The following is a 23,535-nucleotide window of genomic DNA, read 5'->3' on the forward strand; positions in this document are numbered from 1 at the left end:
TAATTAGCCGAGGAACTCAGCGAATTCCTGCTCGATAACCTGCTTCGGCTTGGCGCCGATGGAGGTTGCGGCGACCTGGCCGTCCTTGAAGACGTAAACGGCCGGGATGGAGGTGATGCCGTATTGGGCTGCGGTGGCCGGGTTGTCGTCCACGTTGAGCTTGACGACCTCGACCTTGCCGGCGTGCTCCTTCGCGATGTCGTCGAGGATCGGCGTCAGCATGCGGCAGGGACCGCACCATTCAGCCCAGAAGTCCACGATGACCGGCTTGTCGGACTTCAGGACGTCGGCGTCGAAACTGGCGTCAGTAACGTCTTTTGCAGTGCTCATGGGTATCTCTCTTTCCGGGGTTGAGTGTCAGACTGCAGCGGTCTCGGCGACCAGCTCGGGCAGGTCACTTACCTCTGCAAGGTAATGTTCGACGTCGATCGCGGCCACACAGCCGGAACCGGAGGCCGTGATTGCCTGGCGGTAGGTCGGATCAATGACGTCGCCCGCAGCGAAAACGCCGGGGATGGAGGTCTTGGACGAGCGGCCCTGAACGGCGATAGTGCCTTCAGCAGTCAGCTCCAGCTGGTCCTTGACCAAAGCGACCCGCGGGTCGTTTCCGATAGCAACGAAGGCACCGGTAACGGCGAGCGTGCTTTCCGTGCCGTCCGTGGTGTCGCGCAGGCGCAGTGCGGTGACCTTGTCCGTGCCATCGATGCCTACGACCTCGGAGTTCCAGCGGAAGTTGATCTTCTCGTGGGCGAGGGCGCGGTCCTGCATGATCTTAGAGGCGCGCAACGAGCCGCGGCGGTGGACGACGGTGACCGAGTTGGCGAACTTGGTCAGGAACAGGGCTTCCTCCATCGCGGAGTCGCCGCCGCCGATAACAGCTATGTCCTGGCCCTTGAAGAAGAAGCCGTCGCAGGTCGCGCACCAGCTAACGCCGTGGCCGGAGAGCCGCTTCTCATCCTCGAGGCCCAGCTCGCGGTAGGCAGAGCCGGTGGAGATGATGACGGCCTTGGCCTCGAAGGTCTCGCCGGTCCCGATCGTGACGCGCTTGACCGGACCCTGCAGGTCCACGGAGGTTACGTCTTCGAAGAGGATCTCGGTGCCGAAGCGCTCGGCCTGCTTCTGGAACTGGTCCATCAGGTCGGGGCCCATCACACCGCCGGGGAAGCCCGGGAAGTTCTCGACATCGGTGGTGTTCATGAGCTCGCCGCCGGCTTCAACAGAGCTGGCGATCAGCAGCGGCTTCAGATTGGCTCGTGCGGTGTACACGGCGGCCGTGTAGCCGGCCGGACCGGAGCCGACGATGATGACGTCGCGCACGGACTGGTTGGTTTCTGTGCTCACTGCGTGTGAACCTCTTCCTGTTCTGCTTACGTTGCGATGGGGCCTGGCATGCGGCCCGGGCAGCCACTTCTCACAACGAGCGCTCTACCCAGCTTATTCCGCGCCGTTGTGAAGGTGCACCCGACTACCTGTGGGGTCAGGAGATTTCGATCTCCGCCATGCGGATGCCGAAGGGCGGCCCGCCCTGCGGGTTGGCCAGGCGGGGCAACTGGGTGAAATCGATGATGACGTACTGGGCCTTGGGCGCAGCGCCGTCCGATTCAGGCACCGGGATGGTGGTGTTCTGGGCCGTGAAGCTGCCCTGGGCGACCGGTGTGGCTCCCTCAAGCGATGCCGTGTCGTTAAGCATCACCGAGAACTTTCCGCCGCTGCCGCTGAGCTGGGTCAGTTCGATGGAACTGATGCTCGAGGACTCCTTCAGCTCGACGACCAGCGCGAGGTTCGATGCATAGCGGCCGAAGTCATCCGACTGGTACTGGAAGCTCGTCCAGTAGGTCGCCGGGTTCCCGTCGATGGCCTGGGGCAGGCGGCCATCGTTTTCGGCATCCAGTGCCGGCATGTCCGGTACGAGGCGAGTCAGTCCGGCAATCTCCGGTTCGACGACTTCCTCAGCGGGCGCACTCGTTTCGTTGCCGCCCTGGGCCTCGGTCGCCGGAGCGGAGTTGTTCGTTTCCTGGGTGTCGCCGGCAACGGGGCCGCCGCGGAACAGGTTGAGCTGATTGACGGCGATGACGACGGCGACGATGAGGAGCACGGCGAGGAGCCCACCGACCAGCAGGCGCGAGGTCCGCGGGCGATTGCGCTCGTCGTCGTCGTCGTCGTCGTAATCGTAGTCATAGTCATCCGGCTGCGTCGGGCCGCCGCCGGCACCCGCCGGGAACACGGAGGCGGCGCGGCCGTGCTCGTCCTCGCCGCGGCGCGGGGCGGGGCGGGCAGGCTCGGCAGCGGGAGCATAGTCTTCCTGGTCCTGCCAGAGGCTGACTTTGGGACGCTCGGTGGTCTGCCGGCCCACGGGCGCGGTTGCGGGGGCATCGGCATCCGCTGGGATGTGCGGAGGGGAAGCGGGAGGCGGCGGCGCGATGGTCTGCCGCGCAGAGGCAACGGGTTCGTGGCGTCCGGTGTCAGCACGGTCCTGCCAGCCGGTCTCCACACGGTCGAATTGGCCGGTATCCGCCCGGCCCTGTCCTGCAGCGGAGGCCGCCGCAGCAGCTCCGGCAACGCCGGCAGCCGCACCGGCACCCGGGCGACGCCCGAACAACGGCTTGCCGCCGCCGTCGTTAGCGTTGCCCCGGCCCAGCTTGGGCAGCTCCAGCCGGTTCAGGCGGTCCCGTAGGCTGGTGCGGGGCTCGTCCTCTTCCTCATCGTCGTAGTAGTCCTCATCCTCGTACGTCTCCGGCTCGTAGGTACGGGCCTGGCCGAAGATCTCCGAACCGAGGGTCTCGGTGAAGAACGGTTCGACGTAGGGGGCGTCCTGCTGGATGACGAGATCCAGCAGGTCAGCAGCCTCGGCCTGGTTGGTGATGAGGTACGTGTAGCCGTCCGTGATGCCAAGATCCAGCACCTGGACGTTGCCGGCACGCTCACCGGTGGCGATTTCGCGCGCGCTCATGGCCGCCTGGCTGGCGTTCTCCGGGGCGGCCACCAGGATGCTTACCGGCCGGTTCAGTACCTGGTCGATGCCGTTGAGCACCAGGTCCTGTTCGGCGGATGCGAGAACTTGGCCGGTAACCTTGTAGCGGCCTCCAAGCAAGGTCCCCACATCTACTGGTAGTGGCACGGGTGTTCCTCCAGGCGGATAGTCGGCAGGCTGGCGCCGATGAGTAGGTACTTTGTTTCCATGCTACCGGGTGGTACTGGGGAGACGGGGCGCATTCAGGCGCGTCCCGGCAGCCGCGCGAGAATCGGGGCCAGGAAGCCGTCCAGTTCGGGGACGCGCAGCAGTTTGAGCAGCAGCAAATAGGCGGCGGCCATGACCGTGCCGCAGATGGCGAGGCTGACGGCGGCGCTGACGATGCTGCCCATGGCGAAGCCCCCGGACTGGTAGCCGCCGAGTAGCCACAGGGCGGCCGCGCCGGCGGCGGCGGCCCCGAGGGCCGCGTAGCCGAAACGGATGTAGCTTTCCGCGACGCCGCCGGTGCCGTAGTCCCCGAGGCGGCGGACGGCGAAGAAGTGAGCGAGGGCGGCGGAGATCAGGTGGAAGACCGCGAACAGGATAGCCAGCGCGAAGACGATCTGGGTGGAGGGCAGCAGCCGGCCCAGGACGATCGCGATGACGGCGCAGGTGCCGGAGAGGATCGACTGCATGATCAGGGGCGTCTTCGCATCTTCCTCGGCATAGAACACGCGGCTGAGGAAGAAGTAGATGCTCATGAAGGGCATGGCGGCGCCCAGCACCGCGACGATCTGGCCCATCGCCCCGGCCGAGGCCTCCGCCGTCGGACCGGAACCGGCAAAGAGCCTGGCCAGCGGTCCGGCCAGGACCACCAGGATTGCGGAGCCGAACATGGTGGCCACGCCGATCGTGCGCAGGCCGGAGTTGATGGTTCCCCGGACCGCGTCCAGGTCACGCGTCGCCTGGGAGCGCGAGAGCTGGTTGAACAGGACGGTGGCGAGCGAGAGCACGAACACGGAGTGCGGCAGCATCGCGATCAGGGTGCCGGTATTCAGCGCGTATTCACCCGGGACGCCGGCTCCGCCGTTGGCCAGTTCCTGGCGGCCGGCGGTAGCTGCGGAAGCGATGGTGCCGTAAAGGAGGTAGGCGGAGTTGCCGACGATCATGGTGCCCAGCGTCCAGCCGGCAACTTTGCCTGCCTGCCGGAGGCCGATTCCGCGCCAGCCGAACTTCAGCTTCAGGCCCAGGCCCAGCCGGCTGAGCGGCCACAGCAGGACCAGGCTCTGCAGCACGATCCCGAGCGTGGTCCCGCCCGCCAGCACCAGGGTCTGCGGCGACGTCCAGGCTTCCGGATGGTCTCCTTGGGGCGTATAGGAGCCGAAGAGGAAGATGTAGAGCACCAGGACCGAGATGGCGACTACGTTGTTCACCACCGGGGCCCACATGTACCAGCCGAAGCGGCCGTGGGCGTTGAGCACCTGGCCGAGGACGGCGTATAGGCCGTAGAAGAAGATCTGGGGCAGGCACCAGAGGGCGAAGATCGTGCCCAGTTCCAGCATCGGCTGGGTCCAGCCCTTGGTCAGCATCGAGATGATCGGCCCTGCCAGCGCCGTCGCCGCGAGGGCGATGCCTCCCAGAACCAGCACCGTGAGGGACAGCAGGCGCGAGACATAGTCCGCACCGCCGTCGTTATTGTTGCTGGCCTTGATGATCTGCGGCACCAGCACCACATTGAACACACCGCCCGCGAGCAGCAGGTAGATGATGTTAGGAATGGTGTTGGCTTTTTCGAAGATGTCGCCCATGGTCGTGTTCGCGCCGATGGCGACGGCCAGCAGCGACGTGCGGACGAAGCCGAGCACGCGGGAGACCATGGTGCCGGCGGCCATGATGGCGCTGGCGCGGGCTGTGCTTTGGGGACGGGAGGCAGGCATCGTTGTCTATCGTCTCATTTAGGGCCGCCGCGGCCGTCCAGACAACACCCAGCTGATCGTGTGTCCGGCCTGTGGGCGGGCCAGCGGTAGGTCGCGCGCAGGTCAGAGGTACTCGGGGAGGACTTCCCGGGCCAGGTCGACTATGCGGCGCTCATTGGGAAAGGAGAGCTTCCGGCCCAGCTCGGCCAGCGGAACCCACGCGACATCGACTGCCTCGTGGTCCGGGTCGTTCTCAATGGTCAGCTGGCCCCCGGTGGCGCGCAGCAGGAAATGGTGGACCGTCTTGTGGACGCGGTGGCCGCTGACCGTGAACCAGTAGTCGATGCTGCCAAGGGTGGCGAGGACCTTGCCCTGGATCCCGGTTTCCTCTTCGATCTCGCGGACGGCCGCTTCCTCGTTGGTTTCCGCGTTCTCGGGGTGGCCTTTCGGCAGGCACCACTCGAGCCGGCCGCCGCGGTTGAACCGCGCGATGATCGCCACGCGGAGCTCCTCCGTGGCCGTGTCCACGACGACGCCGCCGGCGGAGACCTCCTCCACGGTGGGCAGGGCATGGTGTCCGGGCGCGGTGCTGCCCACTGCCGCTGTTAGCGGAGTGCGCTTTGGTGCGCTTGGGACCGGATATGCCATGCAGTCCACTCTAACGATTTTTGGTAGCTGCGGATGATGACACCGCGGGGTGCCGGAATTCTTCAGCGCGAGGGATGGGTTTCTGGCACGCTTAAGTCACTATGGTTCACGTTTTTGGCCCGGCAAACGCCCCCGGGACTTCCGCCCTGCAGTTGCCCGATGTCGTCATGGAATTGGGGCAGCGTTTTGTGGACGCCGGACATGAACTGTCCCTGGTGGGCGGGCCGGTGCGTGACCTCTTCCTGGGCCGCGTGTCGCCGGACCTGGACTTCACGAGCGATGCCGACCCGGACGCCATCATCGCCGTCATCCGGAAATGGGCCGACGCCTTCTGGGAAATCGGGCGCGACTTCGGGACCATCGGGCTCCGGAAGGGCGACTACACCATCGAGGTCACTACCTATCGCGCCGACGCCTATGACGCGGATTCGCGCAAGCCGCAGGTCGCCTTCGGCAAGTCCCTGGAGGACGACCTCTTCCGCCGCGACTTCACCATGAACGCCATGGCGCTGAGGCTTCCCTCGCTGGAGCTGGTCGATCCCTACGGCGGCGTCCGCGACCTGCACGCCGGCATGGTCCGGACCCCCGGGGAGCCATCGGCGTCGTTCTCCGATGACCCGCTGCGCATGCTCCGCGCCGCCCGCTTTGCCTCCCAGCTCGGGGTCTCCGTGGCACCCGAGGTAGCCGCCGCGATGACTGACATGGCCGAGCGGATCGAGATCATTTCGGCCGAGCGGGTGCGCGACGAACTGGTCAAGCTAATCAACGGTAAGGACCCGAGGGCCGGCATCGACCTGCTGGTGGAAACCGGACTGGCCGGGCATGTGCTGCCGGAGGTTGCGGCGCTCAAGCTGGAAATCGATGAGCACCACCGGCATAAGGACGTGTACCAGCATTCGCTCACCGTGCTGGAGCAGGCGTGCGAGCTGGAGACCAACGATGGCGGTGCGGTGCCCGGTCCGGACTTTATCCTGCGGTTCGCGGCGCTAATGCACGACGTCGGCAAGCCGGCGACGCGGCGGTTCGAGCCTTCGGGGGCAGTCAGCTTCCGCCACCACGACGCGGTCGGCGCGAAGCTGACAGCCAAGCGGATGAAGAAGCTGCGTTTCGACAACGACACGATCAAGGCCGTCTCCCGGCTCGTGGAACTCCACATGCGTTTCTATGGTTACGGCGAGGCCGGCTGGACGGACTCGGCGGTCCGCCGGTACGTCACGGATGCCGGACCGCTGCTCGAGCGGCTGCATCGGCTTACCCGTTCGGACGTCACCACCCGCAACCGCCGCAAGGCCGAGCGGTTGGCGTTCGCGTACGACGACCTGGAGCAGCGCATCGCCACATTGCAGGAGCAGGAGCAGCTCGATTCCGTGCGGCCGGATCTGGACGGGCAGCGGATTATGGCCCTGCTCGGGATCAAGCCCGGCCCGGTGGTGGGGCGGGCCTACAAGTTCCTGCTCGACGAGCGGATGGAGAACGGGCCGCAGGATCCGGACGTGGCCGAGAAGAAGCTGCTGGAGTGGTGGAGCCAGCAGCCGGAATCCGCCACAGCAGCGGAGGAGTCATGAGTTATCTGCCTGTTAGTCATGACCATCCCAAGCTCTGGCTCCTGCGCCACGGCGAGACCGACTGGTCCAGAAGCGGCCAGTACACAGGGCTGACCGACCTGGACCTGACCGAAAACGGGGTGCTGCAGGCCGAAGAGGCGGGAAAGAAGCTGTCAGGCCTCAAATTCGCGACAGTCCTGTCGTCCCCGCTCACACGCGCGGTTCGAACCGCCCGACTAGCCGGGTTCGCGGACCCGGAAGTTGTCCCGTACGCGCACGAGTGGGACTACGGCGAGTATGAGGGCCTCCGCAGTGCGGACATCCGCGCTAAGGACCCGTCCTACCTGATCTGGACCCATGGTGTGCGCGGCGGAGAGACGCTGCAGCAAGTGGCCGACCGCGCCGACCATGTCATTGCCAAAGTGCTCGACAGTCCTTCCGACCCGCCGTTCCACGCGGATTCTTCAGCCCAGCGCAACGTCCTCCTGGTCGCGCACGGCCACTTCCTTCGGGTGCTCGCCGCACGCTGGCTGGACCTGCCGCCGGTAGAGGGGCGCCGCTTCGTCTTGGACACTGCGGCGGTCTGCAGTCTGGGCTGGGACAAAAAAACCCCGGCGATTACCGGCTGGAACGTGTGACCCCAGGGCCAGGGGAGTGGCGCCCGCGAAGACCGGTTCCCGCCGTCGATATTTACGGCGTGTCTAAGACGACACGCCGCTGAAATCACAAAATCCTGAAAAGTTCCCGAGCTTCGCTGGCCAGAAGCCCTGCGGGTAGAGTAGCCTCGCTTTTGTCCGATTGAGCTTTCTCAATCATGAGATGGCCGGGACGTTTTCATGATCGACGCCGTGAGGGAAAGAGAGGTGGGCCCCGTGAATATTATCGCCACGCCAGCCGGATTCCATGCCGTTGCTGCCCGACTCCGGGCTGCCTCCGTCTTCGCTGCGCACTAGCTTTTCCACCGCGGCAACCGCCTACCTGCCGGGCCGCTCCAGCTGAAAAGCCTGCCTCCTTCGGCTCCCGCACGCAGCCCCTCAGGGGCCTGCGTTTGCCGGCGCCTTCTGTGCAAGCCCATGGCCTGGGCCATTGCTTGCCGCACTCGCATCAATTCCGTTGGCCCACCCGTCCCATGCACGGGTCTGCCTTCGGAGTCCTGCCTGAAAGAGGATCCACTCATGAAACCGTTGGACAGCGCTGTCCGTCCGGCCCCGGAACAGTCCATCCGCCCCGACGTCCATCCGGTGAAAGCGGCCCAGCCGCCCCGGCACGCCAGCCAGGAATCCCGCGACCGCTGCCAGGAATCGCACGGTGAGCTGATTACCGCCGGCTCCCTGGACGGCCTGGCCGGCCTGGACGGCTCCACGAACCCCGGCTCGGTCATGCCGAACTACCTGGAACGGGAGGAGGTGAATATCGTGATCCGCAAACTGCGCCAGAGCTACTCATTCTGGAAGCGAATACAGGGCACAAGCATCGACGAGCAAAGGCTGGACGAGGCCCGCGATGAACTGCTGGCGTACCGGCAGCTCATCCGCTGAATCTCCCGGTTCCCTCGCCCGTGACGGCTTCCTGATCGGCTGGTACGTTGGCTGTGACGGCCTCGGCCGCCACTCGCTGACGCACCCGTTTGGAGGACAATGATGTCTGACCCGGCTCCGCTTTCCGATCTTGAAATTGCCCGCCGCGCAACGCTGAAGCCGATCGCCGAGGTGGCCCTGGCCGCCGGAATCCCGGGCGACGCCGTCGAGCTCTACGGCAACTACAAGGCCAAGATCGACCCGGCCAAACTCGGCGCGGACCAGGCCCGGCCCCGCGGCAAGGTGGTGCTGGTCAGCGCCATGTCCCCGACGCCGGCCGGGGAGGGCAAGTCCACTGTGACCGTGGGGCTGGGGGACGCCCTGGCCAAGGCCGGCCACCGGACCATGATCGCGCTGCGCGAGCCCTCGCTCGGCCCGATCCTGGGCATGAAGGGCGGAGCCACCGGCGGCGGCTATTCCCAGGTGCTGCCGATGGACCAGATCAACCTGCACTTCACGGGGGACTTCCACGCCATCACCAGCGCCAACAACGCGCTGATGGCGCTGGTGGACAACCACATCTACCAAGGCAACGAGCTCAACATCGATCCGCGGCGGCTGACCTTCCGGCGCGTGCTGGACATGAACGACCGCGCGCTGCGGCAGATCGTGATCGGCCTCGGCGGGCCCGGGCAGGGCGTCCCGCGCGAGGCCGGCTTCGACATCACCGTCGCTTCCGAGGTGATGGCGGTCTTCTGCCTCGCCACTGACCTGAAGGACCTTAAGCGGCGGCTGTCGCGGATCACCTTCGGCTACACCTATGCCAAGAAGCCCGTGACGGTCGCCCAGCTCGGGGCCGAGGGCGCCATGACAATGATGCTCAAGGACGCCATCAAGCCGAACCTGGTCCAGACCATCGCGGGAACGCCGGCCCTTGTCCACGGCGGCCCGTTCGCCAACATCGCACACGGCTGCAACTCCGTCATCGCCACGCAGACCGCCCGCAGGCTGGCCGACGTCGTCGTCACCGAGGCCGGCTTCGGCTCGGACCTGGGTGCCGAGAAGTTCATGGACATCAAGGCGCGCTCGGCCGGCTTCGCCCCGTCGGCGATCGTCATCGTCGCCACCATCCGCGCGCTGAAGATGCACGGCGGCGTGCCCAAGGAGGAACTGTCCGCCCCCAACCTTGCCGCGCTGCAGGAGGGCGCCGCGAACCTCGAGCGGCACCTCGATAACGCCGCGAAGTTCGGGATCACGCCGGTCGTCGCGATCAACCGCTTCACATCGGATACGGACGAGGAAGTCGACTGGGTGCTTGAGTGGTGCCGGCAGAAGGGCGTCGAGGCCGCCCCGGCGGACGTCTGGGGTCATGGCGGCGGCGGTGACGGCGGCGACGAGCTGGCCGCCAAGGTCGAGCAGGCCCTCGGCGCGGAGCATCATTTCGCGCCGCTGTACGACCTGGACCTGTCGGTGGACAAGAAGATCGAGACCATCGCCCAGCAGATCTACGGCGCCGACCACGTCGAATTCTCCACCCTCGCCAAGAACCGGCTGGCCGAGATCGACGCCAACGGGTGGGGCAAACTGCCGGTCTGCATGGCCAAGACCCAGTACTCCTTCACCGACGACGCCACCCGCCTCGGCGCGCCGTCCGGCTTCACCATCACCGTGCGCGAGCTGATTCCCAGGACCGGCGCCGGCTTCATCGTCGCCCTCACCGGCGCCGTAATGACCATGCCCGGCCTGCCCAAGGAACCGGCCGCCATGCGCATGGACGTGAACGACGACGGCGAGATCACCGGCCTCTTCTAGCCCGCCTTCCGTTGTTGCTAGTGCAGTGTGCCCCCTGCCCGAGCGGGCAGGGGGCTACAGCGAGGCGCAAGGGTTTAGACGCTGGCGGGGACTGTTGCCGCGTCGGCCTTCGGCTCCGCGGAGGCAGCGGTCTCCGGCGACGCAGATTCTGCGTCGAGGCCGAGCCCGCGGCGGTCGCGCTGCTGGTTGACGAACAGCAAAGCGAGGATTCCAAAGGTGAACATGAGGCCGCCCGCGAGGGCAAATGCGGCCTTGTAGCCGTCGGCGGGCGTGGTGGCGCCGCCAATGAGGAAGCCGGATACGGCCGGCGCGAACACGCCGCCGCTGGTGAGGACTGCGTTCGCGATGGATAGATTGGCGCCGCGCTGCGCGATGGTGGTCAGCTCTGCGACCACCAGATAAGTGATGGCGAACAGCGCGGGGGCGGTGCCGAAGCCGACGACCATGAGGGCGATGGACAGGACCGGGGAGACGGCCAGCGTCGCGCCTACCAGGCAGGCGCCGGCGACGGTGGCGGAGATGCCGAGGACCCAGCCGCGTGCCTTTCGGGTCGGGACACCCCTGAGATGCAGCCGCTGGGTCAGCGCGCTGAGGCCAACGGTGGCGATGGCTCCCCATGCTGCGGGCAGGGCGATCATGGTGCCGGCCTGCTGGCCGGTGAAGCCCAGGACGTTCTGGAAGTAGGCCGGTCCCCAGGACATGGCCAAGGTGAAGGTCCAATAGCCAAAGAAGGAGGCGAGCACTGCAAAGATCCAGCTTGGGGAGAGGATGGTGCGCCAGTACCGGACCTTGTTTTCAACCAGGACCGGCTTCTCATCGGCCGGGACGCCCTCGATTTCCTGCTCGACCTGGCGGCTGGTGTAGGGACCTTCCTTTCCGGCAATAAGCCAGAAAACCGACCAGACGAGGCCGACGATCGCCAGTAGCGCAAAAGCGGTCTGCCAGCCGAACTGTCCAATGACCCAGGCCAGGACCGGGGCGAAGGCAACAATGCCAAGGGTGACACCCGAGGAAGCGAGTGCTGCCGGGGTGGCCCCCTTCTTCTCCGGGAACCACTTGTAGATGCCGTGCATCAGGACCGGAGCCAGCGGGCCTTCGCCGGCACCGAGCAGCAGACGGCTGGCCCAGAGGGCGGGCAAAGAGGCGAACATCAGGATCGGAGCCTGGGCAATGGACCAGAGGAGGCACAAAACCAGCAGAATCCACTTGCTGGAAACCTTGTTGGCAATCGGCGCGGCGACGATCTGTGCGACGCCGAAGGTCAGGAACATGGCGCTGCCGACCAGACCGAACTGTTCCGGAGTGATGCCGAGATCCTTCATCAGGGGAACGGCGGCGATGCCCAGGACCGCCTTGTCCGCCCAGCTGAGCATCATCAGGAAAAGCAGGCTGACGGTGATGAACCAGCCGTAGCGATTCCGCTTGGCGGCGGACCAATAGCGGGGGTCGCGGGCACTCGCCGGGCCCGTGGTGACGTCGGGAAGAGTGGGTGCTGACACGGTAAGCCAATCTTTGGAGGAGGATGCCTTTGCCTGTTGCAGCGGCGTTTCCCCGACTCTATGGACGTGTGACGGGCCTAACATTCCCGCTTTCCGTTGGATGGAAAGGCTTTTTTCAGCCCGCTTCAGTCCGGCCGGAACCAGCGGCGCGCTCCCTGCCGAGGAACGACAGGAGGAGCACCCCCAGCAGGCTTAGTCCGCACGTAAACCACCACGCGGTGTTCCAGCCGCCGGCTCGTGTGGCGAGAAGGGCGAGGAGCATCGGGCCGAGGAAGTTGCCGACGTTGAAGATCTGTTGGGTAAGCCCGAGAACGGCCGTGACGGATCCGTCAGGGGGCGCGATATGTACGGAGTGGCGGGTCAAGACGGCGGGAACGAGGCCGCCGATCGCCGAGAAGGCCGCGATGAGGACGAGTTGGAAGACGATTCCATTGTCCTGTTCCTCCCACTCGATCGCGAAGGTGGCCAGGGAGGCCGCCGACATCGCGAGGAAAGCCCAGGAGGCTATGCACCGCTCGGACAGCCCGCGCTGCAGGAGGGGGCCCGCGCTGACGGCACCGATAGCGTTCACGCCTCCGACGAAGGCGCTCAACAGTCCGGGCCACGGGCCGCCCATCCCTGCGGATTGGTAGATCGAGGGCAAGAAGCCGACAACGGCCATCCACTGGGCGGTGTAGCAGGCGAAGACGATACCGGTGAGCCAGGTCCGTCCGGTGGCGACCGTGCGGCGCACCCGTCGGAGGGCAGCGCGGAGCCCGGAGTCGGAGGACGGTGAATCTCTGGGAACCTGGCGCAGCAGGAGGGGCACCGGCAGCAGGGTGATCGCGGCCATCACCAGCCACCACTGCCGCCAATCACCCACCAGCAGGAACAACGCGCCGGCGGAGAGCCCCACGAGGGTGGCCATGCCGTGGAATGTCGCCCAGCTGGCTAGCGCTATGTTAAGGCGCCGAGGCGGTGCTACCTTGCGTATCAGGGCGGGAGCAACGACGACGGCAAGCAGGAAGCCCACGCCTTCGAGGGTACGTGCGGCCATGAGCAGGTTGGTGTCCGGGGCAGCGGCGCCCAGCGCGGAGGCGGCGCTCAGCAGGACCAGGCCGGACAGCAGCATTCGCCGCAGTCCCAGCAGTTCACCGCCCAGCGCCGTCGCTAGCCCGCCTACCATGCTCGCGACCTGGATGATGCCCAGCAACAGACCAGCCTGGACGAGCGTGGTGCCAAGGTCGGTTTGGATTCCCGCCAAGGCAGCGGGAAGTTTCCAGATATGCATTGCCGCGGCGATGCCCGAGGCGAGAACGGCGAGCCAAGCGGCGTCTGTCGTCGCCGTTATCGGTTCGGCGGACGCGGTGGCGGGCGACGGCAGCGGCAAAGCAGTCCTCACGGAAGGGGCGGCGGGGTAATCCTACGCGAGGCTCAGGACGGGGCTACCGATACCAAAGCGCTGGCCGCTCACGGCAACGTCGACGGGGCCGTCGAACGTGGAGGCCGCGCGGGTACGCCACCATTCCGGCTCGGCTCGGCCGGCCAGATGGGAGAGCACCAGGCGGCCGACTCCGGCGGCGGCGGCCACGCGGCCGGCACCTTCGGGCGGGGTATGCGAGATCTGCTGGTGGTTCAGGAATTCCGGGGCGAAGCCCTTGCCGGCGTAGAAGTCCAGATTGACCGCCTCATGGACCAAGACGTCCGCCCCGGTGGCGAGGACCGCGAGGGCATCGCACTCGGCGGTGTCGCCTGAGAAGACCACCGATCCGGCGTCGGTGTCGAAGCGGAAGGCCAGGGCCGGGCGCACCGGAGGGTGCTCCACGAGGATGCCCGTGACCTTAGCCCTGTCGTCTTCATACACGTCGAAGGGCAGCGCCGCGGCGGGGGAGCCTTCGGCCGGCGTATCCAGGTCCACGGTCCGCAGCAGGGCCGCGGGATCCGGGCGGGCCTCGTCGTGGACCCGGATGTCGATGTCATAGGAGAACGCCTGGAGGACATGTGAGACTAGTTCGCTGGTGCCGGAGAGCGCTGCGCCGTCGGGGCGGGTGGCATCCTTGCTCGGGCCCAGGATGGAAACCGGAGCGGTGAAACCGTCGACGGGCGCGCCCCAGTTCCATAGCAGGAAGCCAGGCAGCTCCACCACATGGTCCGAGTGCAGGTGGGTGACGAAGCCGGCGGCGAAATCCTTGCCCCGAAGCCCGGCCTCATGGGCAGCACGGGAGCAGCCCATGCCGAAGTCCACCATATAGAAGGCATCGCCAACCACGAGGGCGCTGGAGATTCCGTTTTCCGGTCCGCGGATGGCCGGTCCGGCTGCAGTGCCGAGGGTGATCAGTTCGACGCTCAAGATAAGTCCTTTGGAAGAGTGCGGGGTCAGGCGTGGGGGCGGGCGTTGATGACGCGGGTCTCTAGGTATTCCTCCAGGCCCCAACGTCCCCGCTCGCGGCCTAGGCCGGAAGACTTCCAGCCGCCGAACGGGGCGTCCGGCTCCACCAGGGTGTGCTGGTTGATCCATATCGTGCCGGCCTCGATCCGCGAGGCGACGGCGTGGGCGCGTCCTCCGTCCGGGCTCCAAACGGAGGCGCCGAGCCCGAACTCGCCGTCGTTGAGCTGGGCGATGGTAGCGTCGAGGTCATCGTAGGCGACGATAGGCAGCGCCGCGCCGAACTGTTCCTGCTCCACCAGGTCCATGCCGGGTTCGGCGTCGATCACTACCGTCGGGGAGAGGAAGTAGCCGGGGAGATCGCAGCCCGGGGTGCCGCCGGTGATGACGCGGGCGCCGGCGCCTACCGCCGAGTCGACGAGGCCATGGACGAGCTTGAGCTGTGCTTCATTGTGCATGGGGCCCATGGTGGTGCCGTCCGCAATGCCGTGGCCGAGCACGTGGCGGGCTGCCTCGGCGGCGACGGCCTCAGCCAGTTCCTTGCTGCGGTTGCGTGGAACGTACACGCGCTTGACGGCCATGCAGACTTGGCCGGCGTTGCGGAAAGCGCTGCCGACGATGCCACGGGCAGTGGTTTCGATGTCGGCGTCATCGAGCACGATGGCGGGATCGTTCCCGCCCAGCTCCATGGTGACACGCTTGACTGTCGGGGCGGCCTGCTGGGCGATCGAGATCCCTACGTCGGTCGAACCGGTGAAGGAGATCTTGCGGATGCCGGGGGAGGTGCTCAAAGCTACATTCACTGTGCGCCGGGAACTGGTGCGGACCTGCAGTACTCCTGCCGGGAGCACCTCGTTGAGCAGGTCGACGAGCGCAATCGTGGACAGCGGAGTCGACGGCGAGGGTTTCGCGACCACGGTGCATCCGGCTACCAAGGCAGGGGCCAGCTTCACGCTCAGCAGCGAGATGGGGAAGTTCCAGGGGGTAATGGTGCCCACCGTGCCCACGGGCCGGTACTGCACTTCCAATGTGCGGTCTGCGCGCGGCGCCAGCGGTTCCGTTTCGTCCCAGGCCAGGTCGGCATAGTATTCGAAGAGGCCGGCCGCTACGGTGAACTCGCCGGCGGCGTCGGCCTTGGGCTTGCCCTGTTCCCTGGAGAGGAGCGTGGACAAACGGTCCAGGTCACGGCGGATTAGCGCGGCGCCGGCTCGAAGCGCACTGCGGCGGGCCTCGCGGTCGGCGCTCCAGCCGGGCGCGGCGGCTCGGGCGGCGGCAACGGCGTGCTCGACGTCCTGCCCGGTGTGCTCGGGGGCCTGGCCCACGAGTTCAAGGGTGGCCGGATCCAGCACGTCGTAGTGGCTTGCCGTCATGGTGCGTCCTTTCGGGCCGGGAGGAGGGGACTTCCTTCAAGTGTCATGGTCCGCATCACAATCCGCATGGCGGTTTCCATCCAATGGAAAGGCGCCCTCCCGTCGTGCGTCATACTTGCCACCATGGAGTGAAGCCCGTCACGTACCACCAAGGAGCGCCATGACCGAAAACCAGCAGCCCATCGTCCTGACCGGTGTTTCCTCCGGGATCGGGGCCCGCACGGCGCAGGTCCTGGCAGAGCGCGGTGTCCCCCTGATCGGAGTCGACCGCAATCCGTCCGGGGCCTTCAGCGGCACCTTCGTGCAGGCCGACCTCTCCGGCCAGTCCGGAATCGACGCCGTTGTGGCAGCAGTTACCGAGGCAGCCCCGCAGGGTATCGCAGGGTTGGCGAATATCGCGGGGGTCCCCGGGACAGCCCCGTGGCGGACGGTGCTATCCGTCAACGTCTTCGGTGTCCGCGGATTGGTCCGCGCCTTGGTCCCGCTGATGGGCGAAGGTGCCGCAGTGGTCAATCTCGCCTCCAACGTGGGCGTGCAGTGGCGCAGCGTGAAGGACAGCTGCGCACAGTTCGCGCTGGCCGAGGACCAGGAAGCGGCGCTGGACTCGATTGCCGGCGATGAAGAAATTACCGGCGAGTCCTATCTCTTCTCGAAGCAGTGCGTCCGGTTCCTCACCGAACACTTGGCCGCCGAACTGCTGCAGCGGCACATCCGGGTGAACAGCGTCAGCCCGGGCCCGGTGTCCACCCCGATCCTTGAGGATTTCAAGAAGGATCACGGCCGCGACAAGGTCGAGGGCGCCGGTGCCCTGGTGGGCCGCTTCGGTGAGCCCGAAGACATCGCCCTCGTCATCGACTTCCTGCTGCGCCCCGAATCGGCGTGGGTCAACGGGTCCGACATCCGGGTGGACGGCGGCTTGGCTGCCTACCGCGGTTCGGTTTTCGCCGCGCAGACGGTCTGAGGTTCTTTTCCAGGTACGACGCCGGGACCGCACCTGCCGCGCGCAGGGTGGGTTCCGGCGTCGGGCCTTAAAATGGCTGGGACGGCAAGGCTCCCGCCCAGGGCGCCGGTTGGGAGGGATGCTGCAATGGCCAACGCTGCCCCGCGTGGACGCGGCCCGCGCCCGCCCGCGGCAACCGCGACGGCGCCGGACCAGGATAGCGAGGTGGCCTCGCCGTCCACCGCGAGCGTGACTTCCCGTGCCCTGGCGCTCCTCGGCACCTTCGACTCCCAGCACTCCGTCCAGACCCTCAGCGCGATGGCCCGCAGGGCAGGACTCCCGGTGGCTACCGCGCACCGGCTCGCGGGGGAACTCGTGGCCTGGGGCGGACTGGAAAAGCGCAGAGGCGAGTACCGGGTGGGCCAGCGGATCTGGCGACTGGGCCTGCTGGCGCCCGCGCAGCAAAACATCGCCGAGGTGGCCGCTCCCTTCATGCAGGACGTCCTCTTCGTGACCCAGAACGTAGTGAACCTGTTCATCCTGGACGGACACGAGGTCCTGCTCGTCGAGCGGATGTCCGGGACCGGAGCGGGCTCGCCCTTCCGCCGGGTGGGCGCGCGGCTCCCGCTGCATGCCAGCGCCGCCGGCAAAATCATGCTGGCCTACGGGCCGGAGGATCTGCTGGCCTCCGCCGTCGGAGAGTTGGAGCCGCTGACTCCGCGGACCATCACCAACGCGAGGGTGCTGGCCGCCGAAATCGAGCGGGTCCGGAGCAACGGGTATGCCACCACGGACGAAGAAGCCGGGCCGGACAACTACGGGCTGGCCGTGCCGGTCTTCCTGCCGAACAACCAGGTGGCGGCCGCGCTGGGCATCGTGACGAAGAGCCGCCCGGCCTCCCTCGGCGCCGTGGTGCCGGTGCTCAAGATCGCCGCACGCGGCATCGCCCGCAGGCTTGGCACCGAGCAGTGGCCGCAATAAGCCAAGATCCTTTCCATTGGATGGAAACCGATCCGGCCCCTGTGTTGTGGGCCACCTACTATCGAATAGGCGTATTTCACGTCACAACCCCGGTAGACGACCGTCACGGCAGACAGGATTTCCATGGCGATTCACGCACCCCAGCAGGCACGGGAGACGGCGGTTTCAGCTGCCGATCCGGCGCTCTGGGATGCCCGGCGCCGCTCCCGCCGCGGCTGGATCATCACCATGTTCCTGCTGGTCCTGATGATGATCAGCTGGGCGGACAAGGCGATCCTGGGTATCGTCGCCGTTCCCCTGATGCGGGACCTGGGCATCAGCCCCGAGACTTTCGGGCTGCTGGGCAGCGCCGTCTTCATCCTCTTCGGCGTCGCGCAGCTCGCGGCTGCGCCCATCGCCAACAGGGTCGGCTCCAAATGGATCCTGCTGGCCCTCTGCCTTGTGTGGTCGATCGCGCAGGTGCCCATCTTCGTCTTCGCGTCCCTGCCGGCACTCTGGTTCAGCCGTGTCCTGCTGGGCGCCGGCGAAGGGCCGCTGGCGCCGATCACCATGCACGCCGTGTACAAGTGGTTCCCCAGCGCCAAGGGTGCCACTCCGGCCGCCGTGGCCTCCTCGGGCGTGACCCTGGGCATCGTGGTCTTCGCTCCGGTGCTGGCGTGGATTACCGCGGAGTTCGGCTGGAAGTCCACCTTCATCTTTCTGGCCCTGATCGGGGTGGCCTGGGCCGCCATCTGGTTCTTCGTCGGCAAGGAGGGACCCTACACCTCCATCCGCGAGGAGCACCGGATCGAGGGCACGATCCCCGACCCGGCCGGGAAAGACGCGTTGTCCGCGGCGGACCGCAGGGTCTCCTACTGGCGCTCGATCGCAACGCCCAGCTGGGTGCTCTCGGTCCTCGCGGCTTTCCTCGGCTACTGGACCTTCACCGTCGCGATGACCTGGCTGCCCGCCTACTTCGAGAACGTCATGAAGATGAGCACCCAGCAGGCCGGCTCCCTGATCGCGCTTCCCGCCGTATGGGGCGCCGCCGCAACCGTCGGGCTGAGCTGGCTGACGGAGCGGCTGGGTCGCCGGGGCATGCCATCACGCTATTCGCGCGGCGTCGTGCTGGGCTCCACGGCCCTCTTTTCGGGGGCGATGGTGCTCGCCGGCACCATGGCCGAGCAGCAAGTACTGGCCATAGTGTGCTTCGTGTTCGGTTTCGGCACGGCGCCAGCCATCTTCGCCCTGACCTACCTGGTGGTCGCCGAGACCACCACCATCGGGCAGCGCGGCGCCATGCTCCAGTACAGCAATGCCGTCCTGACCAGCGGCGGACTCCTGGCTCCTGCCGTCGTCGGCCTGCTGGTCGGATCAGCCTCCAGCCCCGCCGTCGGCTACGGGAACGCGTTCGTGCTCACAGGCGCCATGATGCTCGGCATCGGCATCCTCTCCGTACTCTTCATCAACCAGCAGCGCGACCGCAAGCGCCTGGGCCTGGACCTCTAGACTCCCGGCCGCCCGGGCGTCAGGCAAAGCATTTCAAGGAAGCGAGAACCCCATGACTGCATCCGCAGGAGCAACCATCGAGGCCGTCGTCGACACGGTTGAGATCGTGGCGGACCAGGTAGTCTCCCTGGTCCTGCGACGCACGGACGGCCAGCCCTTCCAGCCGTGGCAGCCCGGTGCCCACATCGACGTCCACGTGGGCGACGGCCTTGTCCGCCAATACTCGCTGTGTTCCTCTCCGGAGGAGCTGGACCACCTGCGGATCGGCGTCCTGCACGTCCCGGACTCCCGCGGCGGGTCGAAAGCGGTCCACGCCCTGCTGACCGGGACGCAGCTGACCATCTCCGAACCGCGCAACAACTTCCCGCTGCGGGACTCCCGCCGCTACCTTTTCATCGCCGGCGGCATCGGAATCACCCCGCTCATGCCGATGATGGAAGCCGCAGACCGGGCCGGCAAGGAATGGACACTGATCTACGGCGGCCGCAGCCGAAAGACCATGGCCTTCGCGCAGCAGCTCGAGGACCGCTACGGCGCGGACCACATCCGCATCGTCGCCGAGGACGAGGTCGGCCGGCTGGATCTGGACGGGATCCTCGGCATGCCTCGGGCCCACATGCTGGTTTACGCCTGCGGTCCTGGTGGCATGCTCGGCGCCATCGAGGAGCGCTGCATGGGCTGGCCGCCCGGGGCCCTGCACACCGAGCGCTTCGTCGCCTCCAGCCTGGGCGTCGGGGCTGCCAACGCGCCGTTCGAGGTGGAACTCGCCCGCACCGGGACCACGGTCACCGTACCCAATGACAAGACCATCCTCGAGGCCGTCGAAGAGGTCGGTGTCCGCGTTCTATCGTCCTGCCGCGGCGGGCTGTGCGGAACCTGCGAGACCCAGATCATCTCGGGCGAACCGGAGCACCGCGACGCAGTGCTGACCGAGGAAGACAAGGAGGCCGGCGAAATCATGCTGGTGTGCGTCTCGCGCGCCGCCGCCGGTTGTCCCCGGCTTGTCCTCGACCTTTAGCCGTCGCGCCTCTCGACAACGCCTACGCAACCAGGAGCATTCCCAATGACCGCCACCACGCATGAAGCCAACGTTCTGGGCGACGACCCGTTCGAAACCGCCAACCTCCTCGATCCCTATCCGTTCCTCGCTAAGCTGCGCGACGCGGGAGCCGTCTCCTACCTGGAGGCCACGGGAAGCTACGCCGTCGCCGGCTATGAAGAGGTCTATGAAGTCCTCACCGACTTCGAAACCTACATCTCCTCCGGCGGCTTGGGGCCGCGCGACATCCGCCAGGACTCCGGCTGGCGCCCGCCGAGCATCCTGGAGTCGGATCCGCCCATCCACACCGTGATGCGGCGCGCACTGACCGGTGTGATCAACCCCGGAACCGTCCGAGCCCTCCGCGAACCCTTCACCCCGCCGGCCGTTGAGCTCACGGAGCAGCTGGCACAGCGGGACCGGTTCGACGCCATCACCGACCTCGCAGAGAAGTACCCGCTGCGCGTGTTTCCCGACGCTGTCGGCATTCCCGACGAAGGCCGCGAGCACCTGCTCCCGTACGGCAACATGGTCTTCAACGCCTTCGGCCCCGAGAACTACATCTTCAAGCAGGCCTTCGCACACGGCGATGAGCATGCCGCGGCCGTCATGCGGAACTGCGAACGGGAGAACCTGAACGACACCGGCTTCGGCGCTAGGATCTGGGACCGCGTCGCGGACGGGCTGATCACCGAACAGCAGGCTACCCTCCTGGTGCGCGCCCTGCTCTCGGCGGGTGTGGACACCACGATCTTCGGCATCGGCAACACGCTCTCCGTGCTGGCCCGCTACCCTGAGGCGTGGGCCCGGCTGCGCGAGAACCCGAAGCTGGCGAAGTTTGCGGTGGACGAGGCCCTGCGCCTCGAGTCGCCATTCCAGAAGTTCCACCGCACCGTAGCGGTGGACACGGTGCTCGGTGGGGTGCATCTGCCTGCAGGGGCAAAGGTGCTGGTCTTCGTCGGCGCAGCCAACCGCGACCCGCGCAAGTGGGGCGACAACGCGGACGACTTCGACCTGGACCGCAGCGCCTCCGGCCACGTCGCCTTCGGCATGGGCCTGCACCAGTGCGTGGGCCAGCCCATCGCACGCCTGGAGATGGAAATCGTCCTGCAGGAACTGCTGCAGCGCGTGGCAGCCATCGAGCCGGATGGCGCGCCCGTGCCGATCCTGCACAACGTGCTCCGCGGCTTCGAGTCCTTGCCTGTACGCATCACCGCAGCACGATAGGCCGGTTCCGTGACGCTCCCGATGGTCGGGTGTTAGCCTCGCAGGCTAGGAGCGCAGCCTTGCCGGGCCGGGTTCCTTCGACAGGCTCGCTGCCAGGGCCGCACAAGTGACGAGCTGCACAGCGCCCAGAGCCCGCGTCAGTCCAGGGTGCTGGCGGCACCACTCCATGATTGGCTGGAACGGGCCGGCTGCCCAGCGGGAACAGTGCTCGTCCGGGAAGAGCACGGTGAGTAATCCGTCGCCGATGCCGAACATTGCGACGCTCTCGACGATCCGCACGTCCATCTGACTTCCTCTCGTTTCATTTCGGAGGAGCTGGCCGAGTAGGCCACAGCGGACCTCCTGAATCCAGAGTCGGCGTCCATACCCGATGCCGATAGGGCATTCCGGCTCTGCCTCGTGCGGGCATGGATCCGCGTTCTGCCGCGCAAGGAACCAGACGCCGAACGGGGCCGGCACCGTGGTGCGATGCCGGCCCCGTTTTGGCGGATGTCGTGAACGCTTCGCGCCTAAACGGCGGGTGCTGGCGCCGGCACTGTTTCCGTGATCCTGGTTCCGCCAACCGGTGTAGAGAGCTGTTGCCCGACGGCCCGGGCGGCGTCGAGTCCGCTCTCGATGGCGCCGTCGATGAATCCGCCCCAGCCGTTGGCGAAGTCGGAGCCGGCCAGACGGATCCGGCCCTCGGGGCGCTGGAGCTCGGCCAGGGACTGGGTGAGGTAGCCGGTGTAGTGCATGGGCCAGGTGGACCGGGCCAGCTCGTCGTCCACCCAGTTGTGGCCGGCAACCTCGAGGACTTCCAGCCCGGGCACGAGGGCGTCGAGGATCGCCTGGGCGGCGACCGGATCGTCGACGTCGACGGCGGATGCGTCCGGGCCGAAGCACACCAAGGTGGTGCTGTCCTCATCGATGTATTCGGCCTGCACGAAGTTCAGCGGCGCGTGTTCGGGTCCCAAGGCCACGAACCGTTCCTGCCGGCCCCTGACCTTGATCCACAGTTTCGCGCCGCGCCCGGCCTGCCCTCTGACTGCCGCCTCCCGTTTGGCGGGGGAAAGCGCGGGCCGGATGTCGACGTCGTTAAGCACGCTCAGCGGCAAGGCGAGGATCAGCTCCCGGCCGGCATACTGCTCGCCGGAGGAGGTCAGCACGGTGACGCCGGCGTCGTCGTGGCTGATCGATACGACGGTCCGGTTCAGCCGCACGTCGGCGGTGGAGTCCGCCAGGATCGCCTCGGCAAGGCGGCGCGTGCCGCCGTCGATCTTGAAGCTGGCGCAGGCTTCGAACATCGTTTGCCACGAGCCGGTGGCGACCGCGCACCAGCGGAGGGCCTGCGTGTAGGCGGCCTGGTCGAGCCTGCCGTTGAAGTTCAGGGTCCAGAAGGACCGCAAGAGCTGGCGCTGGTCCGCCCTCAGGTCCAGCCGGTCGATGGCGTCGGACAGCGTGATGCCGTCGATCTCGGCGACCTCCGGGTTCGCCAGCGGAGACCAGGGAAGCGGGAAGTAGCGGCGCGCGTCGGCCAAAAGGGCTTGGTTCGGGGCATCCAGCAGTTCCAGCAGCGTGTCGGCGTGGCCCTCGTGCCGGTGCCCGTCCGCGGCCCAGAAGGCCTTGGTGAACTCGGGCCCGGGGACGGGGTCGATGCCGTAGCGGCCCATTTCCGCCCACACGAACGGCTGGGTCCAGTGCACCCATGTGCCGCCGAGTTCCAGGTTGCGGCCCATGCGCTCATCGAGGTGGGTGCGGCCGGCGACGCGGTCCCTGGCCTCGAGGAGGATGGTCTTGTGGCCGCGGCGGGAAAGCTCGCGGGCGGCGATGAGGCCGGCGAAGCCTGCGCCGACGATGATGACGTCAGAATTTTCCACGATGACGGTCCTTGCTAGCTGTAGACGAAGAATTCGATGGTGGGTTCGATAACGGTCCACCGGGTCATGGCGCCCGCCGAGAGCGAGGCCATTGAACCGGCGGTGAGGTCGAAGGTGTCGCCGCCTTTGACTTCGATGCGCAGATGCCCGGAGACGATGTAGACGGTCTCGTCCTCGTCGATGGGCAGGTCGAAGGGCTCGGGTGCTTCCTCGGGGGTGACTTTCCAGATGCCCGAGGACAGTTTTTCGTTGCCGTTGTCGCCGGGGCGGCGGAGCCACTGCACGGTGCCGAGTTCGAAGGGCTCGAAAGCGGCGTCGTCGTGCCGGGCATGGAAGACCTGGGACATCTTGTTGCTCCTTTGTAGTGGTCGATTTGTGGGTGC

The 23,535-nt window shown here is 66.9% G+C and carries 21 protein-coding genes; 9 read left to right on the plus strand and 12 right to left on the minus strand.

All coding sequences use genetic code 11. From position 1 onward, the window contains the following. Positions 1-3 precede the first annotated feature (3 nt). The 5 genes from trxA to WFH44_RS14765 all read right to left on the minus strand — a co-directional run bounded on the left by trxA (position 4) and on the right by WFH44_RS14765 (position 5,514). Positions 4-330 (minus strand): thioredoxin, encoded by a 327-nt coding sequence (gene trxA / locus WFH44_RS14745; protein ID WP_264794794.1) that lies wholly within the window; start codon positions 328-330, stop codon positions 4-6. A gap of 27 nt (positions 331-357) precedes the next feature. Continuing rightward, positions 358-1,341, minus strand: a complete 984-nt coding sequence (gene trxB / locus WFH44_RS14750) for a thioredoxin-disulfide reductase (protein ID WP_336714668.1) — start codon at positions 1,339-1,341, stop codon at positions 358-360. A 136-nt stretch (positions 1,342-1,477) separates the two neighbouring features. After that, positions 1,478-3,118, minus strand: coding sequence for an ABC transporter substrate-binding protein (locus WFH44_RS14755; RefSeq protein ID WP_336714669.1), 1,641 nt, complete (start codon positions 3,116-3,118; stop codon positions 1,478-1,480). 95 nt (positions 3,119-3,213) lie between these two features. Then, on the minus strand, positions 3,214-4,887 hold the full coding sequence (gene murJ, locus WFH44_RS14760) for a murein biosynthesis integral membrane protein MurJ (protein ID WP_336714670.1): 1,674 nt from the start codon (positions 4,885-4,887) through the stop codon (positions 3,214-3,216). A 102-nt stretch (positions 4,888-4,989) separates the two neighbouring features. Further along, on the minus strand, positions 4,990-5,514 hold the full coding sequence (locus WFH44_RS14765) for an NUDIX hydrolase (protein WP_336714671.1): 525 nt from the start codon (positions 5,512-5,514) through the stop codon (positions 4,990-4,992). Between the two features lie 101 nt (positions 5,515-5,615). On the opposite strand from WFH44_RS14765, the gene WFH44_RS14770 reads away from it, so the two are divergent. The 4 genes from WFH44_RS14770 to WFH44_RS14785 all read left to right on the plus strand — a co-directional run bounded on the left by WFH44_RS14770 (position 5,616) and on the right by WFH44_RS14785 (position 10,387). Continuing rightward, complete coding sequence (locus tag WFH44_RS14770) at positions 5,616-7,079, plus strand: CCA tRNA nucleotidyltransferase (RefSeq protein WP_336714672.1); 1,464 nt, start codon at positions 5,616-5,618, stop codon at positions 7,077-7,079. Then, on the plus strand, positions 7,076-7,696 hold the full coding sequence (locus tag WFH44_RS14775) for a histidine phosphatase family protein (protein ID WP_336714673.1): 621 nt from the start codon (positions 7,076-7,078) through the stop codon (positions 7,694-7,696). The genes WFH44_RS14770 and WFH44_RS14775 overlap by 4 nt, the downstream gene beginning before the upstream one ends. A 537-nt stretch (positions 7,697-8,233) precedes the next feature. Beyond that, positions 8,234-8,596, plus strand: coding sequence for a hypothetical protein (locus WFH44_RS14780; RefSeq protein ID WP_336714674.1), 363 nt, complete (start codon positions 8,234-8,236; stop codon positions 8,594-8,596). 102 nt (positions 8,597-8,698) lie between these two features. Further along, the gene (locus WFH44_RS14785) at positions 8,699-10,387 is read left to right on the plus strand and encodes a formate--tetrahydrofolate ligase (protein ID WP_336714855.1); all 1,689 of its coding nucleotides are present in this window, start codon (positions 8,699-8,701) and stop codon (positions 10,385-10,387) included. 74 nt (positions 10,388-10,461) lie between these two features. Here the strand turns inward: WFH44_RS14785 and WFH44_RS14790 are convergent, their stop codons facing one another. The 4 genes from WFH44_RS14790 to WFH44_RS14805 all read right to left on the minus strand — a co-directional run bounded on the left by WFH44_RS14790 (position 10,462) and on the right by WFH44_RS14805 (position 15,621). Continuing rightward, positions 10,462-11,886 (minus strand): MFS transporter, encoded by a 1,425-nt coding sequence (locus tag WFH44_RS14790; protein ID WP_336714675.1) that lies wholly within the window; start codon positions 11,884-11,886, stop codon positions 10,462-10,464. 115 nt (positions 11,887-12,001) lie between these two features. After that, positions 12,002-13,255, minus strand: a complete 1,254-nt coding sequence (locus tag WFH44_RS14795; RefSeq protein ID WP_336714676.1) for an MFS transporter — start codon at positions 13,253-13,255, stop codon at positions 12,002-12,004. 33 nt (positions 13,256-13,288) lie between these two features. Further along, positions 13,289-14,215, minus strand: a complete 927-nt coding sequence (locus WFH44_RS14800) for an MBL fold metallo-hydrolase (RefSeq protein ID WP_336714677.1) — start codon at positions 14,213-14,215, stop codon at positions 13,289-13,291. A gap of 26 nt (positions 14,216-14,241) precedes the next feature. Continuing rightward, positions 14,242-15,621 (minus strand): aldehyde dehydrogenase family protein, encoded by a 1,380-nt coding sequence (locus WFH44_RS14805; RefSeq protein WP_336714678.1) that lies wholly within the window; start codon positions 15,619-15,621, stop codon positions 14,242-14,244. 160 nt (positions 15,622-15,781) lie between these two features. Here WFH44_RS14805 and WFH44_RS14810 point away from each other — a divergent pair, with 160 nt between their 5' ends. The 5 genes from WFH44_RS14810 (at position 15,782) to WFH44_RS14830 (ending at position 21,296) form a co-directional block, all read left to right on the plus strand. After that, positions 15,782-16,582, plus strand: coding sequence for an SDR family oxidoreductase (locus WFH44_RS14810; RefSeq protein ID WP_336714679.1), 801 nt, complete (start codon positions 15,782-15,784; stop codon positions 16,580-16,582). Between the two features lie 126 nt (positions 16,583-16,708). Next, on the plus strand, positions 16,709-17,542 hold the full coding sequence (locus WFH44_RS14815; protein ID WP_336714680.1) for an IclR family transcriptional regulator: 834 nt from the start codon (positions 16,709-16,711) through the stop codon (positions 17,540-17,542). A gap of 123 nt (positions 17,543-17,665) precedes the next feature. Further along, positions 17,666-19,030 (plus strand): MFS transporter, encoded by a 1,365-nt coding sequence (locus tag WFH44_RS14820; protein ID WP_336714681.1) that lies wholly within the window; start codon positions 17,666-17,668, stop codon positions 19,028-19,030. Between the two features lie 52 nt (positions 19,031-19,082). After that, positions 19,083-20,048: a PDR/VanB family oxidoreductase gene (locus tag WFH44_RS14825; RefSeq protein ID WP_336714682.1), complete on the plus strand. Its 966-nt coding sequence runs from the start codon at positions 19,083-19,085 to the stop codon at positions 20,046-20,048. Positions 20,049-20,093: 45 nt separating this feature from the next. Beyond that, complete coding sequence (locus tag WFH44_RS14830) at positions 20,094-21,296, plus strand: cytochrome P450 (protein ID WP_336714684.1); 1,203 nt, start codon at positions 20,094-20,096, stop codon at positions 21,294-21,296. A 45-nt stretch (positions 21,297-21,341) separates the two neighbouring features. Here WFH44_RS14830 and WFH44_RS14835 read toward each other — a convergent pair whose 3' ends face one another. From WFH44_RS14835 to WFH44_RS14845, 3 genes are all read right to left on the minus strand, one after another. Continuing rightward, entirely contained in the window at positions 21,342-21,581 is a 240-nt protein-coding gene (locus tag WFH44_RS14835; RefSeq protein WP_336714685.1) for a hypothetical protein, read from the minus strand. Between the two features lie 224 nt (positions 21,582-21,805). After that, the gene (locus WFH44_RS14840; protein WP_336714687.1) at positions 21,806-23,152 is read right to left on the minus strand and encodes a flavin monoamine oxidase family protein; all 1,347 of its coding nucleotides are present in this window, start codon (positions 23,150-23,152) and stop codon (positions 21,806-21,808) included. A gap of 14 nt (positions 23,153-23,166) precedes the next feature. Further along, on the minus strand, positions 23,167-23,499 hold the full coding sequence (locus WFH44_RS14845) for a cupin domain-containing protein (RefSeq protein WP_336714688.1): 333 nt from the start codon (positions 23,497-23,499) through the stop codon (positions 23,167-23,169). Positions 23,500-23,535 lie beyond the last annotated feature (36 nt).

The organism is Arthrobacter sp. USHLN218, from assembly GCF_037144715.1.
In the GTDB taxonomy this organism is placed as follows: Bacteria; Actinomycetota; Actinomycetes; order Actinomycetales; family Micrococcaceae; genus Crystallibacter.